17 protein-coding genes are annotated in these 15,442 nt (G+C 52.5%); 11 read left to right on the forward strand and 6 right to left on the reverse strand.

The window, feature by feature from the left end:
* A partial coding sequence (locus GX030_07950) for a Neelaredoxin (GenBank protein ID NLV92309.1) occupies positions 1-224 on the reverse strand: 224 nt, incomplete at its 3' end.
* 204 nt (positions 225-428) lie between these two features.
* On the opposite strand from GX030_07950, the gene GX030_07955 reads away from it, so the two are divergent.
* Together GX030_07955 and GX030_07960 are read left to right on the forward strand one after the other, a co-directional pair.
* Positions 429-1,112, forward strand: a complete 684-nt coding sequence (locus GX030_07955) for a D-lyxose/D-mannose family sugar isomerase (GenBank protein ID NLV92310.1) — start codon at positions 429-431, stop codon at positions 1,110-1,112.
* A gap of 134 nt (positions 1,113-1,246) precedes the next feature.
* Positions 1,247-2,338, forward strand: a complete 1,092-nt coding sequence (locus tag GX030_07960; protein ID NLV92311.1) for a DUF362 domain-containing protein — start codon at positions 1,247-1,249, stop codon at positions 2,336-2,338.
* Positions 2,339-2,426: 88 nt separating this feature from the next.
* On the opposite strand, the gene GX030_07965 is transcribed toward GX030_07960, so the two are convergent.
* Positions 2,427-2,723 (reverse strand): hypothetical protein, encoded by a 297-nt coding sequence (locus GX030_07965; protein ID NLV92312.1) that lies wholly within the window; start codon positions 2,721-2,723, stop codon positions 2,427-2,429.
* 180 nt (positions 2,724-2,903) lie between these two features.
* On the opposite strand from GX030_07965, the gene GX030_07970 reads away from it, so the two are divergent.
* From GX030_07970 to GX030_08010, 9 genes are all read left to right on the forward strand, one after another.
* Positions 2,904-3,596: a superoxide dismutase gene (locus GX030_07970; protein ID NLV92313.1), complete on the forward strand. Its 693-nt coding sequence runs from the start codon at positions 2,904-2,906 to the stop codon at positions 3,594-3,596.
* Positions 3,597-3,717: 121 nt separating this feature from the next.
* Entirely contained in the window at positions 3,718-4,440 is a 723-nt protein-coding gene (locus GX030_07975; GenBank protein ID NLV92314.1) for a cytochrome c biogenesis protein CcdA, read from the forward strand.
* A gap of 38 nt (positions 4,441-4,478) precedes the next feature.
* Positions 4,479-5,012 carry a redoxin domain-containing protein gene (locus tag GX030_07980; protein ID NLV92315.1) on the forward strand — a complete coding sequence of 178 codons (534 nt, stop codon included), beginning with the start codon at positions 4,479-4,481 and terminating at the stop codon, positions 5,010-5,012.
* A 209-nt stretch (positions 5,013-5,221) separates the two neighbouring features.
* Entirely contained in the window at positions 5,222-5,785 is a 564-nt protein-coding gene (locus GX030_07985) for a GNAT family N-acetyltransferase (GenBank protein NLV92316.1), read from the forward strand.
* A gap of 158 nt (positions 5,786-5,943) precedes the next feature.
* A complete protein-coding gene (locus GX030_07990) occupies positions 5,944-7,341 on the forward strand; it encodes a cobyrinate a,c-diamide synthase (GenBank protein NLV92317.1) in 1,398 nt (465 codons plus the stop codon).
* 63 nt (positions 7,342-7,404) lie between these two features.
* Entirely contained in the window at positions 7,405-8,307 is a 903-nt protein-coding gene (locus GX030_07995; protein ID NLV92318.1) for a GNAT family N-acetyltransferase, read from the forward strand.
* Positions 8,308-8,405: 98 nt separating this feature from the next.
* Entirely contained in the window at positions 8,406-9,752 is a 1,347-nt protein-coding gene (gene brnQ / locus GX030_08000) for a branched-chain amino acid transport system II carrier protein (GenBank protein ID NLV92319.1), read from the forward strand.
* Positions 9,753-9,754: 2 nt separating this feature from the next.
* A complete protein-coding gene (locus GX030_08005) occupies positions 9,755-9,916 on the forward strand; it encodes a hypothetical protein (protein NLV92320.1) in 162 nt (53 codons plus the stop codon).
* A complete protein-coding gene (locus GX030_08010; protein ID NLV92321.1) occupies positions 9,910-10,743 on the forward strand; it encodes a nucleotidyltransferase domain-containing protein in 834 nt (277 codons plus the stop codon). Before GX030_08005 ends, GX030_08010 begins: the two co-directional genes overlap by 7 nt.
* Positions 10,744-10,874: 131 nt before the next feature.
* Here the strand turns inward: GX030_08010 and murQ are convergent, their stop codons facing one another.
* The 4 genes from murQ to GX030_08030 form a co-directional block, all read right to left on the reverse strand.
* Positions 10,875-11,777, reverse strand: coding sequence for an N-acetylmuramic acid 6-phosphate etherase (murQ, locus tag GX030_08015; GenBank protein ID NLV92322.1), 903 nt, complete (start codon positions 11,775-11,777; stop codon positions 10,875-10,877).
* 60 nt (positions 11,778-11,837) lie between these two features.
* On the reverse strand, positions 11,838-12,812 hold the full coding sequence (locus GX030_08020; protein ID NLV92323.1) for a hypothetical protein: 975 nt from the start codon (positions 12,810-12,812) through the stop codon (positions 11,838-11,840).
* 178 nt (positions 12,813-12,990) lie between these two features.
* Positions 12,991-14,706, reverse strand: a complete 1,716-nt coding sequence (locus GX030_08025; protein ID NLV92324.1) for an ABC transporter substrate-binding protein — start codon at positions 14,704-14,706, stop codon at positions 12,991-12,993.
* A gap of 563 nt (positions 14,707-15,269) precedes the next feature.
* Positions 15,270-15,442, reverse strand: a 173-nt coding sequence (locus GX030_08030; protein NLV92325.1) for an ABC transporter substrate-binding protein, incomplete at its 5' end; no start/stop codon positions are given.

Raw genomic sequence — 15,442 nt, forward strand, 5'->3', positions numbered from 1 at the left:
GTGCCAACATGGACTACTTGACCTTTGCTGTCCTTGGCAAAGCCCTGGATCCACTTAATATGGTGCTCTACGGTATTAGGATGGGGAGTCTCAGCCCCTACTTGAACAGTGATCTCGAAAAACTCGTTGGCCTTTACCTTATCAGGGGCCGTGATTTCAGGAACGTGCTTTTCCTTACCTTCGTTTTCAGCGGTTTGGAATACACTGCCGAATCTATCCACCATGTGACGTCACCTCGTTGATGATATTCCCGATTACCGGGTTTGGCTTCTCGGCCGGTCTGTTACTTTATTCCCCAAAGATCCCCTTGCCTAAACATCAAACTGCAAAAGTCTTCCAGCCAAGGCAGGCGGGCAGCCAGCCTTTCATCCAGGAAAGGGGAGATCAGTGGGGAAATGAACATTAGACTTTAACGAGGAGGGATAGCGGTGAAGCGCTCGGAGATCAATAGTATCCTGCAGGCAGCCGTCGAGTTCTTGGACCGAATGAACTGGAAGTTACCCCCCTTTGCCTATTGGCGTCCCTGGGAGTGGGAGGACAAGGGTCCAGAATACGACGAAATCCGGGACAATATGCTTGGGTGGGATATCACGGACTTTGGCTCCGGATGTTTTACCCAAACTGGACTGGTCTTGTTTACCCTGCGAAACGGCAGTCTGACCGATGATCGGTACCCTAAGTCCTATGCAGAGAAAATCCTCATTGTTCAGCCCTACCAGGTTACTCCCTGTCACTTCCATTGGCACAAAAGGGAGGATATCATCAATCGGGGCGGTGGTGACCTTCTAATCGAGGTCTATAACTCCACTCCGGAAGGAGAGCTGGACAACACTCCGGTGATCCTTGCCCTTGATGGACGCAGGAGGCAAGTGCCGGCCGGCACCATCCTGCGAATTCGCCCCGGGGAGAGTGTTACCCTCACCCCTGGCTTGTACCATCGCTTCTGGGGCGAACCCACCAGGGGACCGGTGCTGTTGGGTGAGGTTTCCCAGGTGAATGACGACAACACTGACAATCGATTCTTGGAGCCCATGGGACGTTTTCCGGACATCGAAGAGGATGAGTCACCTTTGTATTTGTTGTGTAATGAATATCCTCGGGCAAAGGTGTAACCTAATGGTCTGTACTGCCATAGGCCAAACAGTGCCTTCTCCCTTGCCTGGAATGGCAGGTTTTAATAGAGGGCAGATGAGAAGATGGAAGTAGAAGAAGGAGATATGAACTTCAGTAACAGGAGGAGAAGGGATTGCATCAGCGCTTACATGTTGTCTATACAGATAATCCCAGTCTGGAACTGCTTGGTCCGGTCTTAGATCAGATTCAGCTGCCGGAGCGTGATGCCAAGATCGCCCTGAAGCCGAATCTCGTTGTTGCCAAACCCTCGGAGTCGGGAGCCACCACCGATCCTCGGTTGGTTGAGACTGTGATTCAGTACCTACAGAATAAGGGCTACACCAATATTAGTATTATGGAAGGTTCCTGGGTAGGAGATAGTACAAAACGAGCCTTCAAGGTCTGTGGTTATGAGGAGATCAGCCGCAAGTATAAGGTTCCCCTGATCGACCTAAAGCAGGACGCTAGGGTATCGGTGGAGGTCGAAGGGACCACCCTGGAGGTTTGTGCCAGCCTGTGGCAGGCAGACTACCTGATTAATATGCCTGTTCTCAAGGCACACTGTCAGACCAAGGTCACCTGTGCCTTGAAGAACCTGAAGGGCTGTATCCCCGACAGCGAGAAGCGGCGCTTTCACAGCATGGGACTACACAGACCCATAGCCCTACTGAACAAGGTTCTGAAAAGCAATTTGGTAATTGTCGATGGTATTATCGGGGATTTGACCTTTGAGGAGGGTGGGACCCCAGTATATATGGGCCGAGTGATCATCGGAGAAGATCCCGTGGCCATTGATGCCTATGCCGCGGAGTTACTGGGTTATCATCCCCATGATATTCATCATTTGCAAATTGCCGAGGAGTTGGGAGTCGGCACCGCCGACAGCGCAAGGCTTGAGATAGTCGAACATAACCAAGCAGAAAAGTCTAGGGTGGAGGAGCTGACCGCTCAGCGGGTAGTGGATCGCTACGCCGGCTACATCGATGAAAGGGAAGCCTGTTCTGCCTGCTTTGGTTCCTTGATTCACGCCTTGTATCGCTACGAAGAAAGGCATGGTCGCTTGCCTCGGAACCTGCAGATTGCTATTGGACAAGGTTTTAAGGAATCTAGTCCCTCGGGATACACCCTGGGAATCGGCAAGTGTACCTCAGGAGTGGCCGATGCTGTCCCGGGATGCCCCCCAGCGGCTGCCAGGATCTTGCAGCGGTTAGAAGAGCTAGCATAGCCAACCAGCAGGAGCGAGCACGGTGGCAAAACCGGCTCGCTCCTTGGCTTATGTGTTGCCCGATGTAATAGAGTAAGGAATGGGGTGTTTAACCTACTTGGAAGGAAATCTTCTTCTCTGGGCCAGAGGTGCCGTCCTCGGCCTTACCGTAGACAGCTATTTCGTATCTTCCAGGAGGTGCTTCGTAGGGAATTGTGCCGGTGTACTCGAAGGTGTCATCGGCCTTCTTGCGCAAGGCAATGAAATAACCATACATTCTCACGGTGGCAAAGGCTTTGACCACCGGCTCACTGGCATTGGAAAACTTGGCAGTCAGTGTGATGGTTCCGCCCGGTGGTCCCGAAGTTGGACGGATTTCCGTCGACAGGTCATAGGTAAAAGCCATGCTCTCGCCTCCTATAGAAAGTTTTCTTAATATTAAGATTCAAAGAAGAAGGTAAAAATCCTGTAAAATAGGTCAATGTCTTCCAGCCCACAGTCCTCCGGTGAATCCCGCTGAGAATATCCCCTTCCACACGGGGCATATGGTGTAACAAGTTATCATGCAAAGCAGGGAGGCAGGATGATGGCTTATTTTCTCAGCTGTCCCGTCCCAAGGGGAGGACATCGATTACCACCCCTTCCATATCCCTACGATGCCCTGGAGCCATACCTATCGAGGGAGATCGTCAGAATTCACCACGCCATCCACCATCGGGGCTATGTCAATGGTCTCAATGTCGCTGAGGAGGAAGTGGCCCAGGCCAGGGAGCAGGGGGATTTCAACTTGATTAGACACTGGGAAAGAGAACTGGCCTATCACGGGTCTGGCCACTTTCTCCACACCCTCTACTGGCTCAATATGCGGCCTGGGGGTCCAAGACGTCCACCTCGGCAGTTGGCGGCGCAATTGGAAGCGGATTTTGGTACCTTTGCCAAGTTTCAAGATCACTTCACCGCAGCGGCCAACCAAGTTGCCGGAAACGGCTGGGGTGTCTTGGTCTGGCAGGCTCCCTTTGGTCGGTTGGAAATTCTGCAAATCGAGAGGCACGAAAACATGACACAATGGGGAACGATTCCCATCTTGACCGTCGACGTCTGGGAGCACGCTTACTATCTGCAGTACCCGGCGGCACGGGCCGACTATCTGGCAGCCTGGTGGAACCTGGTAAATTGGGAGGATGTCGGGCGCAGGTTTTCCAGAGTGTCACGCTGGTTTCTTCCGCCCTGTGATGAACCAAGAGCCGAGACAGCCGGGAGTTGGTTTGGTGAACCGTAGGCCTGGGTAGAGGAGGATCATCACTTCTTCCGAGGAAATATAGTTGGGATAGCAAGTAGTCTGGTTGCAGCTCCAGGAGAAGAAGGATTTGCGGAACGTTAGAAAGGGGAGGGAACGGCCAATGCCAAATGCCGATGTCAATGCTGTTGTAGCCTTCTTGGCGGGGGTTGCTTCATTTGTCTCACCCTGTGTCTTGCCATTGATTCCTACCTACTTAGCCTACTTGGCCGGTGTTTCCCTGGCCGAACTCAGTCAGGCGGGAGAAGTGCAGTCTGGTACTCGAGTCAAGTTGGTCACAAACTCCTTGGCCTTTGTCCTGGGTTTTTCCCTCGTCTTTGTCCTGTTGGGGTTGTCGGCCAGCGCAGTAGGGCAATTTTTATTGCGAAATCAAGGGGTGCTGCGGAAAATCAGTGGTGTGGTGATTATTTTGCTGGGCCTGCACACCGCGGGGGTCATGCAAGTCCCGTTGCTGAACAGAGATAAGCGGCCCCAGGTTCGCCGTGTCAACTCCGGTCCGGGTGCCGCCTTCCTCTTTGGATTGGCCTTCTCTGCCGGGTGGACGCCCTGTATCGGACCGATTCTGGCTACAATTCTGATGCTGGCAGGTTCCACGGGAAGTGTGGGGCAGGGGGTAATGCTGCTAGCCCTGTACTCCCTGGGATTGGCGGTGCCCTTCTTGCTGTCGGCGGTGTTTTTCGGCTCATTCCTACCCCTATTAAGGGGTCTAACGCGGTTTCTAGGAAGGATCTCCTTTACCGCCGGTCTGTTGTTGGTCCTTCTGGGCCTGATGATCTACTTCAATTCCTTTGCCCGTCTGGCCGGTTGGTTGCAGTGGGGGCTCTAGGTTCTTTACATCAAGAAAAAGCAATAGGGGGATGGTTGATGAAAAATCTGTGGTTACACCGACTGGGAAGAACATCGGGCTGGGTGCTCTTTATGTTAGCCTTGGCTTTGTCGTTGACAGTGGTGGCAGCAGCCGCGGAAATTCCGGTGCAGCCGGTGGTTGGCTCTCAAGCTCCAGATTTTACCCTAGCATCGGTAGAGGGTGGTACGGTTTCCTTATCGGATTTTCGCGGTAAGCGGGTCTTTCTTAATTTCTGGGCGACCTGGTGTCCTCCCTGTAGGGTGGAAATGCCGGATATTCAGGCAGTGTACGAAGAGAAGGAGGAAGATGTCGTCTTCCTGGCCGTGAACTTGCAGGAACCGCAGGGCAAAGTCCAGGAGTTCCTGCAGGCCCAGGGCCTCACCTTTCCTGTGGTGCTGGACACCACCGGTATCGTTGCGGGAGCCTATTGGGTGCGGGCCATTCCCACTAGCTTTGTCATCGATGCAGAAGGTATCATCACCGGCAAACACATCGGTGTACTCAATGCCAGCCTGCTCACCGGAATGTTAGAAAAGGCCAAAGGAGAGTAGGCCGATGGGCAGCGAAATCGGAAGCAGCATTTAACCATGCTTAGGATCTGGTTTGCTCTGCGAACCTATCCCCACGAATTGGAGAAATCTGGGAAGGAAAGAACACCAACGATGGGTAAGTCTGTGGGGAATTAGTGCACAGGCTGAACTGGGATGGGAGCTGCGAGCCTCTGTATGAGTTGATACCGAAATCGCTGAGGAAGATGGATATGAAAGGACAATTTACCCTGAGTAACTTAGTCATTGCCAAGCCTACCAGGAAAGATATAGAATCAGCATACGATGTGTTTGCAACAACGATTACCGATGCCTTTGAAAAAGAGGACATAGGACATTTGAAAGAGGATATTTCAAAGGAGATTCAGCACAAAAAGAAGCTGATGGCTTATGCAGTGGCCAATCCAGACTCCGAGGTTCACTTTCTTGTTGCGAAAATTGACAACAGGGTGATAGGAACGATTTCCTTTGGGCCCTGTGGAAGCGATATTAAGAAATGTACAAACAACGAGCTTGATGCAATAGGTGAGCTAGGCAGTCTCTGTGTACTGCCTGACTTTCAAGGCAAAGGTGTAGGTTCAGCCTTGATTCATGCTATGATAAAGTATCTTGCTGAGTTAGGGGTCCGATACTTCTGTTTGGATAGCGGCTATCAGCAGGCACAAAGGAAGTGGCTCAGGAAATTCGGCGAGCCCTATAGGATTGCGAAGGACTATTGGGGAAAGGGTCTAGACCACATGGTATGGCTGTGCAGAGTTGTCGATCATGTCAAGTAACACCATTAGCTCATTATGATGGTATAGGTTCTAATTGCCCCGATGCCCATATCGGTTGTGGGACCCATCGGGGTTTTTGTCTAGTCGCCTTCGGGATTACTTATAGCAATTGATGCCCAATAGGGCTGTCGATAGTCTCTCTTGAGAGGAGCAAGGAGATGCACCACAGCACTCGACCCCCAGCGATAGTTATCTCAGCAACCCACAGTGGAGCAGGCAAGACCACAGTGACCAGAGCGTTGCTGGTTGCTCTCAAAGCCAGAGGGTTGTCGGTTCAGCCCTTCAAAATTGGACCGGATTTTATTGACCCTATGTATCATGCGGCCATTGTCGGCAGACCATCAATCAATCTGGATCTGTGGATGATGGGTGAAAGGGGAATCCGTGAGACTTTTTCTCGGTGGAGTCAAGATGCCGACGTGGCGGTTATCGAGGGAATGGGTGCGTTGTTCGATGGTGCCAAGGGCACAGGCGAGGGCAGCGCGGCACACATTGCTAGGATTCTCGGCGTCCCGGTGGTTGTGGTCATCGATGTCTACGGAATGACCCGGACCACGGCAGCGATTATGGACGGATTGGATTCCTTTGATCCTGATGTGAAGGTTGCCGGATTCATTCTCAATCGCTGCGGCCGCTTGGGAAGCACAGTTCACGCCGACCTGATTAGGGATGCCGTCGGTGCAAAGCGTTGGGACCGGGTGCTGTCAATTGTCAGCTGCGATCCAGCCCTTGAAGTTGCCGAGGGCCATCTAGGGCTTGCTGCGCCAAACGAGGACTCCTTGGGTGGCGATAACAGCAGCTTAGGTCTTGTCGCAAAACAAATTGATGTGGATAGGGTCTTCGGATTACCTTTAAGGGCCCAGGCAGGCTTGAAGGTGCAAAAGGGATATCGGTCATCCTGCTCTCAAAGTGTGCCTTTGGCTGTCGCCCGTGACGATGCCTTCTGCTTCTATTACGAGGAAAACCTGGCGGCGTTGAAGGCGGCGGGATTTGAAATCGTGGAGTTCTTCCCGGTTGCCGGAGATACGCTGCCACCTGATACCCATGCTGTGTACTTTGGAGGCGGGTATCCAGAGAGATTTGCCCGGGAACTGGCAGGCAACATGGATTTAGCTGCACAACTGCGGCGAGCTGCCCAACTGGGAATGCCAATTTTCGGTGAGTGTGGGGGGTTGATATATCTAGGGCGTTCACTGAGGGGATTTGACGGCAGAACCTACCCAATGAGTGGTGTCTTGCCCGTTGATTTTTTTCTGGACCCGGCCTATCTGCAGATCCGTTACATCGAGCTGACGACATGTCGTGATTCGTTGCTTGGTCGCGCGGGAACTGTTCTTCGGGGGCAGGAGTTTCACCAGTTTCGGGTAGCCCGTTCGGAACTGGCTCCAGATTTCTATACCGCCAAAACCAGCGATGGGCGGGAGTTTGTTGACGGCTATCAGCGGCAGAACGTCGTGGCCAGTTCCGCTTACATCTATCTCAATTCTTCTCCCGCTGCTGCCGATAGCTTCTATCAGGCTGCAGTGAGTTGGCACCGGCGCAGGAGTCTCACTTAGGTTGGGGAGATATCTATTATTCTTGGAACTTACTGAACTTATTTCGGGAAGGGTCTTGATACGATGAAACTCGAACCACTAACGCCAGTGCACCTGACGGGCTTTGCCGATTACTGTAGGCGCCATCGCAATGAGGTGGACGATTCCTTTCTCTATGAAGAGGATCTGGCCGCCTTCGAACCAAATAGCGATAATCCAACCTACATACTCACCAATGAGCAAGGCCGAATTACTGCCGTGGCCTCTCTAATATTGAACGAATACTATCGCCGGGGGCGCAAGGGGCGGTTTCGCATATTCCACTCAGAGAAGGATGACTTGCAGTGCTACAGCACCCTGTTCCAAGGGATACTGCAGCATGTGGATGGCTTAGATCAGGTATTCTTGTATGTGCCCTTGGCGAACGCCAGTATACAGCGAAGAATGAGCGAACTATCATTTCAGGTTGAACGGTACGCCTTTATCCTGGTTCGTGATGTAAATCACATTCCGCCTTATCATTTGCCCAACGGGTACGAATTCCGTCCCTTTGTAGTGAATCGGGATGAGGCAGCTTACTGTCATATTCGTAATATCGCCTTCGCCAATTTGGCAGGTAGCGAAACGCCTATCACTCCCAAAATGGTCTCGGATATGACCAAGGCGCCTGATTATATAGAAGGGGGCGTCCTGCTGTTGTATCATTGCGAAGAGCCCATCGGGATTCTTCGCTGTTCCTCGGACGAGTGGGAGGATCAACCGGTGATGAACATCGGGCCACTTGCCCTTATCCCTGAATATCAAGGTCGGGGACTAGGCAGAATTCTCTTGCGCAAAGCGCTTCAATTTACAAAAGACTATGGTTATGACCGCGCCTATCTTTCCGTCAACGGGGAAAATGAACGCGCCAAGTCCTTATATCTCAGCGAAGGTTTTCAGCAGGTGGAAGGCGTAGCTTGCAATGTGTACAAGCTGCCTTCAAAATAGCCCAAGCCCGTGGCAGCGGTAACGGCATGGGAGCAGCATTGCACTAATATGTGTCCGACCATACTTCGCCTCCATAATAATAGCAAGGAGTTCTCAGGATGAAGGAAAAGTGTGATTTTCGCGCAAACGTCCTCATAGGATCCCTCTTGTTTGGGCTGTATTTTGGGGCTGGCAATTTGATCTTCCCCGTTCATATGGGACAGCTGGCCGGAAACAATACGCTGCCGGCAACAATTGGGTTTTTGATCACTGGAGTAGGTCTGCCGCTTTTGGGGGTGATCGCGGCAGCTCTGTCTCGAAGTGAAAGTCTATTTGATATGGCAAAGCCGGTAAGTACGACATATTCGATCCTGTTTACCTGCATGCTGTATTTGACCATTGGACCATTGTTTGCTATTCCCCGTACCGCTACCGTTGCCTTTGAAGTAGGGTTGCATCCCTTTGTTGCAGAGGAATATCTGCAAGGGGGCCTGTTTGTCTTCTCGTTGATTTTCTTTGCGGTTACCCTTTACTTTTCTCTGCGACCGACGAGAATTCTCGATTGGGTTGGTAAGTATCTCACTCCCATTTTTGTTGCGCTCTTGTCCATACTAATCGTTGCAACCTATGTCAGCCCAATGGGACGGGTGAGTCAATTTGCGGCGCAGGGAAATTACATAGACAGACCCTTATTTACCGGAATGCTGGATGGATACAATACCATGGACGCCCTAGCGTCACTGGCCTTTGCAATAGTTATCATTTCAAACATTGAAAAGTTAGGTGTAAGAAACCCAAAGCGAAAGGCTATCGAGGTGTGTAAGTCCGGCTTTGTGTGTCTAGTTGGAATGAGTGCTATCTACGCATCCTTGGCCTATATGGGGGCAACAAGCCTAGGTAGCGTGAGCCGGGCTGACAACGGAGCAGCGATCATGTCCATGGTTAGCGAGCACTATTTTGGCTCTATCGGTAAGGTGCTGTTGGCCGCCATTGTCACCGTTGCCTGTTTGAAAACAGCAATTGGCTTGATCACTTCATGTGCACAGATGTTTAGTGAGATGTTTCCCAGAACGGTATCCTATAACGTCTACGCAGTGATATTTACCCTGGCTTCGTTTATAATCGCCAATTTTGGGCTAAACAAGATCATCCAGCTGTCTTTGCCGGTCCTGATGTTTCTTTATCCCCTTGTGATTACGTTGATCGCGCTGTCATTATTGGCGCCGATGATTAATAAGCAGCAAGATTTGTATCGGTGGACAACCACATTCACGCTGGTGGCTGCATTCTGTGATTTTCTCAATGCATTGCCGAGAGCGATAAAGGGGACGCCGATAGTGAGCGCAATCATTGATGCTGCCCATAGGTATTTGCCCGGATTTGATTATGGCTTTGGCTGGGTTATGCCAGCACTAGCTGGCCTGGTGATAGGAACCATCATATGGAAAACTCGTGCAGAAGTATAGGAATGAGCAAGTACAGAATTCTGGACTATTACGCCATCGGTACACGGCTGGACGCGTTGGTGCGTCCGGCCGTGTGTGGCATTATCCCGAAGGAACTGCCGCTGGAGTTAGTAGTTGACGAACATGCAGCGGCTGACTGGTACAAGGAGTGTCTGGCATGGTAGAAGACATTATTCAGGAAGTAGCAGAAAGACTCTCGCCTTTGCCTTGTATAGAGGGTGTGGTTCTAGGGGGGTCTCGGGCAAGGGGCAGCCATACCGAGGACTCGGACATTGATATCGGCATCTACTACAATCCCGATTCCCTTGACCTGGATGGGATCAATCAGGTTGCCGCCCAGTTAGATGACGAGCATAGAAGTAACTTAGTTGTACCTCCGGGAGGCTGGGGTCCTTGGGTCAATGCCGGTGGATGGTTAGTCATTGGGGGCTATCCTGTGGACTTAATACTGCGGGATATCAACAGGGTGAAACAGGTAATGCAAGATACCGAACAGGGAATTGTCACTACCAACTACCAGCCGGGGCATCCCCATGGATACATCAGTACTATGTATCGGGGAGAGCTGGCGATTAGTAAGGTGCTATACAGTAGAAACAACGACTTTTATGAACTGAAGAAGCGGGCGGAAATCTATCCCATAGAACTGCAGAAGGCGATGCTGGGCTTCTTCATGTTCGAAGCCGACTTCTCTTTGCTGCATGCGAAGGCAAATGCCGAAGCTGGCGATAGATATCATGTTGCAGGCCACATTTTCCGGTCAGTTTCGGGCCTAAATCAGGTGCTGTTTGCCTGCAATAGGGCTTACTGCATCAATGAAAAAAGAGCAGTGAGGCTGATCGACACCCTGGAACGCAAGCCCGCAGACTATAGCGGAAAGGTTAATCGGATTTTTGCAGCTCTCGGCGTTTCACTCCAGGAATGCTGTGACCTGACCGAGGAGCTTTACAGTGAAGTGAAAGAAATAGTCGCGGCAGTGACCAATGGGTGAACAGAGGAATAGCTGAGATAACTGAGGTGAAGGACACCGAGCGCGATGGCCCATGCTCAATGCCTGCTCATCGGGATGCTGGAACAGGCTCAGAGGCAGTATTCCGCGATGAGCAGGCATTAGTGCTGTGGTTACTGGTTCTGGGATAGGGCTACGGCATCCCGGACAAAACCATCGGCCCTTGCCAGTAGTTCCTCGGCTTCCTGGCGATCACAATGGGCCAGCAGCATCACGATGGCGGTTTTGGGCCGGCGATGCGAAGCGGCAAATGCAGCCTTGGCTGTCTCTAGGTCGCAGCCGGTGGCCAGAGAAATGATGCGGTAGGCCCGCTGGATGAGTTTGCTATTTGTAGGCTGGACATCCACCATTAGGTTGCTGTAAACCTTGCCCCAGCGAATCATTGTGGTGGTGGTCAGCATGTTCAAAACCATTTTCTGGGCCGTTCCCGCTTTCATCCGGGTAGAGCCCGTTAGTACTTCTGGACCCACCAGTGGTGTAATGGCCACATCGGCAAGGGCTGCAATGGGACTGTTGGGAGTACAGGCTACAGCTACGGTCTTGGCACCAATCTCTCGAGCATGGGTCAAGGCACCGATGACATAGGGGGTGCGCCCACTGGCCGCAATGCCAACGACTACGTCCTTGTTGGTGACTCCCGCAGCGATGAGATCAGTCTTTCCCTGGACTGGATCATCCTCGATTCCCTCAATCCCTGTGCGTAGGGCAGGGTTCCCTCCGGCGATAATCCCAGTCACTAGCTCAGGCTCTACCCCAAAGGTGGGGGGGCATTCCGACGCGTCCAGTACCCCCAGGCGGCCGCTGGTGCCACAGCCAACATAGTAGAGGTGTCCGCCCCGCTGGAAGCTGGCTAGGATCAACTCACAGGCCGCGGCAATGTTGTCTAGTTCCGCCTCCACCGCCAGGGGTACCGTCTTATCCTCAGCGTTGATTACTGCCAGAATTTCTCGAGTTGATAGGGTGTCCAGGTCAACGTATGGGGACCGAGTTTCCGTTAAGAGCTTATCTAAGTCCATAGTAGGGTGCTGCCTGCAAGTTCTCACTTTTGGGCAGCCACTTCGCCTCCTTGCCTTGATCTAGAGGTGGAATTCTTTGGCTGTATTTCTGGCTTGATGGATGATGGCCTCCGTCAAGTCCTTGCTGTGGGAAATCGCCAATAACGCTGCGCCCATCACCGGTGGATAGGGAAGGGGCGCTAAATCAAGTCCCGGTTGCAGTTCACTGAGTTCCTCCATCAGCGGCTTGAGGAGTAGCTCTCCCATGGAGAAGAGCCCCCCGGCGTAAAAGGCAGACAGCGAACCTGGGGGAAGCCCGAGGTTACCAGCAACGGTACTGATTTGGCGGGCAAGTTCCCTTGCGGCCACCGCGATGATTTTCTTGGCCACACCATCGCCCTGGGCCGCTTCTTCACCCACTAGGGCAGCCAGCTTCGCGACTTCCGTCGGGGTCAGGGGCGGTCGATAAACGGCCTCGATCAGCTGCCAGGGTTCATCCACCCCAAAGTGTTGGAGGAGACGGGGCAGGAGGGAAGTACGAGGTCCCCTTCCATCGGCTGCTTGGGCCGCGGCTTGAAGGGCCATTTTCCCGATGTGATAGCCACTGCCTTCATCGCCCATCAGATACCCCCAGCCGCCACAGCGGTGTCTTTTTCCCTGTCCATCGATTCCATCGACAATGGAACCGGTTCCGGCGATGACAATTAGTCCCGGCCGGCCAAGGGTGCCGGCAAACAAAGCGATTTGAGAGTCAGCCTGAACTCCATAGCTGGCGGCTATTCGGCTCTGGGAAAGGCGTTGCATTAGTTTGCTTTGCTCCGAGTCTCGGGCCAGGCCGGCAGCACCGATCTCGATACGGGTCAGCGAGCCCGTGGGTGGTATCGATGCCCGGAGTTGATCAACTAATTCTGAGATTTGGGCAAGGAATCCATCCATGCCTAACCTCTGTAGGTTTCCCGGTCCCGCCTTCACAAGGGCCAGGAGGGTGCCATCGGTCTGGGACAACAAAGCTTCGGTGGAGGTGCCTCCGGCATCGATTCCAATCACGTATTCCATTGCTATCCCTGCCTCTCGAAAGACCTATGAAGGTCCTTCTTTACCGCAGGGATCAGTCCTGCACAAATCTGACCGCTAGGAAGGATATCAAAGAGGGACTGCCCCAAAGGAGAGGGGCAGTCCCTTCACTAACCTAGTCTAGCCGACTACCTAATCGAGTTTGATTTAGCATCGCTGGTTATTTCTTGACCGGTTCAATTACAAACAGGACTCTGGTTCCGGCCAAGTTATGTTGCGGCGGAGCCGTTGGATTCTTAGCCGTTGGGAAACCGGTCCAGTAGGTCTCGTTGAACTCATAGAACTCTCCAGGACGGTACTCCAGTGGAATCATCGGTACGTCCTGCATGAAGATTCGGTTCAACTCTCGGTAGATCTCGGTAAGCACTGCCTCGTCGGTGGTGACTACCGCAGCATCTAGCAAGGGACCAACGGCGTCGTTGTGATAACGGTTCCAGTTCCAGTAAGCGGTGCCCTCTCCGATGCCGGGAACGCCACGGCTATCCATGATATCACGGAAGCGCTGCCAGGGCTGGGCCGGAGACAATCCACCGGCTGGGGTGTTCATCAGCAGGTCAAAGTCACCGGAGTCACGATGAGTAGCCCAAATCGGCTGCTCGGGGAACTCGGCAACCACGTCAATACCAACGGCGCGGGCGCTGGCGGAGACAACCTCAAGGCTGGTCATCCAGTCCGTCCACCCGTAGGGGCATTCTGCCTTAAAGGGTCCAAGGCGAGTGCCATCGGGCAGAACGTAGATGCCATCTCTACCCTTGGTGGCTCCCAGTTCATTCTCCAGGATGTCTCGAGCCTTCTCGGGATTGTACTCCCAGCCGTACTGCTTCACGTCTTCCTCGCTGAAGTAGTGGGCCTCAGCAGCAGCATCAGGGATGATGATGCTGGAGTACACCGGGATGGAGTAGCGAGACATGGCGGTCTCAGCGACCTTAGCATAGTCAATGGAGTATGCTAGGGCTCTACGGACCTCCGGAATGTTCAAAGGATATCTGTTGACGTTGATGAACAGGGATGGAATGGATGCTGGCAAGTGATAGGGTTCCTCGTCAAACCAGGTGCCAACGGGTAGACCCTTCTCTTCCCACATCTTCCAAATTTCTGGAGCGAACTGCTGGGACCAGTCTACTTGTCCTCGCTCCAGTGCCAGGTTACCGGCATCATTACTCTTGAAAATCGGGTGTACGAAGTAGCGGGGAGCAGGCTTTCCGTAGATGGGAATACCCCAGTAGTTATCATCCCGCTCCATGACGATTTGCTGCTGGTTGGCAAAGAGCAGCTTGTAGGGACCGGAACCTACCGGCTCAGTGTTGGCATAGCGGATCACAGTGCCATCTTCTTCCTCAACCTTGCTCCAGATGTGCTCCGGCACAATCTTGATAGTCCCCAAGTATTGCTCAACCATACCCCGGTTGGGATTGGCTGGGTTGAGGACCAACTCAAAGGTGCGGTCGTCTACCTTCCTGGCCTCGGTGATGTAGTCCCACAAGGGGGTATAGGACAGGGAGTACTTTCTACCTAAATTAAAGGTATAGAGTACGTCTTCCACGGTGAGGGGGGTACCGTCTTGCCATTTGGTACCAGGCTGCATGGTTACCCTGACCACGTTACCATCCCACTCATAGCTCTTGCCCAAGAAGGGCTCCAACTTACCGCTGAGGTAGCTGTAGCCAAACAAAGCCTCATAGAGAGTGAAGTCAGCGTTTGTCGGCCAAGCGGGAGAAGTGCCGAAGGGGTTCCAGTTGGTGGGCGGGCCCCAATGCAGTCCGGCTTTATACAAGGTTTCCTCCCGCGGTAGTCGCAAGGGGGCACCGGCATGACCGATAGCTACAACGGACAGTACCAGTAGCGTTACCAGTAAAACACCGATGAATCTGCGCATCCTTAGTCTCCTTTCGTAGGAACTTACAAGTCAGTTAGGTTAGGTCAAATACGTCAAACTCGATTGGGTGACAATGCGACGGAGCGGCTTTTCCCGATCACCTCCTCCGCATAGATTTTGGATATACCTACAGAAAGAGCAAGTTTAGGCTTTTCTCGGGACGGAAGAGCACCCCAGAATATCAAAAAAGACAGACAAAAGCGAGAATTGCAAAAGATCTTACTATAGTATTTCTCCCTTGAAGGGAAACTCCTCTTTTTTTTGCCTTGTTTGACAAGAAGTGGATGCTTTTTCTTCAGCTGCAGTTCCCATTGCCTAGGAGAATATTGACTTTGCCAGGAAGGGAGCCATCGGTGGTGACAGGGAGAGGGTCTACTGAGTGAATCCGCAGGCTTCTCCGGGATGGAGGAAGACACAGTTCAGCCAAGGACCTGGAATTGACTGAGGCTGATGGGAAGCGGGGTATGAGGTAAGTAAGGGTGTCCTAAAAAAGGGACAAGGCTAGGGCTATCTGCCTAGCCTCGTCCCCTCAATTGCCCAATCTAGTTTGCCTAGAATACTGGTTATTTCTTGACCGGCTCAATCACAAACAGGACTCTGGTACCAGCAAAGTCATGTTGCGGTGGAGCCGTTGGATTCTTAGCCGTTGGGAAACCGGTCCAGTAGGTCTCGTTGAACTCATAGAAATCTCCAGGACGGTACTCGAGGGGAATCATCGGTACGTCCTGCATGAAGA

Source organism: Bacillota bacterium, from assembly GCA_012727955.1.
GTDB lineage: Bacteria > Bacillota > Limnochordia > DTU087 > JAAYGB01 > JAAYGB01.

What these genes read in the sequence shown, in the direction of transcription:
- GX030_07990 (NLV92317.1), top strand. Translation starts at nt 5,944, where the DNA reads ATGCACCACAGCACTCGACCCCCAGCGATAGTTATCTCAGCAACCCAC.
- GX030_07975 (NLV92314.1), top strand. Translation starts at nt 3,718, where the DNA reads ATGCCAAATGCCGATGTCAATGCTGTTGTAGCCTTCTTGGCGGGGGTT.
- GX030_08025 (NLV92324.1), bottom strand. Translation starts at nt 14,706, where the DNA reads ATGCGCAGATTCATCGGTGTTTTACTGGTAACGCTACTGGTACTGTCC.
- GX030_07985 (NLV92316.1), top strand. Translation starts at nt 5,222, where the DNA reads ATGAAAGGACAATTTACCCTGAGTAACTTAGTCATTGCCAAGCCTACC.
- GX030_07965 (NLV92312.1), bottom strand. Translation starts at nt 2,723, where the DNA reads ATGGCTTTTACCTATGACCTGTCGACGGAAATCCGTCCAACTTCGGGA.
- GX030_08005 (NLV92320.1), top strand. Translation starts at nt 9,755, where the DNA reads ATGAGCAAGTACAGAATTCTGGACTATTACGCCATCGGTACACGGCTG.
- brnQ (NLV92319.1), top strand. Translation starts at nt 8,406, where the DNA reads ATGAAGGAAAAGTGTGATTTTCGCGCAAACGTCCTCATAGGATCCCTC.
- GX030_07995 (NLV92318.1), top strand. Translation starts at nt 7,405, where the DNA reads ATGAAACTCGAACCACTAACGCCAGTGCACCTGACGGGCTTTGCCGAT.
- murQ (NLV92322.1), bottom strand. Translation starts at nt 11,777, where the DNA reads ATGGACTTAGATAAGCTCTTAACGGAAACTCGGTCCCCATACGTTGAC.
- GX030_07980 (NLV92315.1), top strand. Translation starts at nt 4,479, where the DNA reads ATGAAAAATCTGTGGTTACACCGACTGGGAAGAACATCGGGCTGGGTG.
- GX030_08010 (NLV92321.1), top strand. Translation starts at nt 9,910, where the DNA reads ATGGTAGAAGACATTATTCAGGAAGTAGCAGAAAGACTCTCGCCTTTG.
- GX030_07970 (NLV92313.1), top strand. Translation starts at nt 2,904, where the DNA reads ATGGCTTATTTTCTCAGCTGTCCCGTCCCAAGGGGAGGACATCGATTA.
- GX030_08020 (NLV92323.1), bottom strand. Translation starts at nt 12,812, where the DNA reads ATGGAATACGTGATTGGAATCGATGCCGGAGGCACCTCCACCGAAGCT.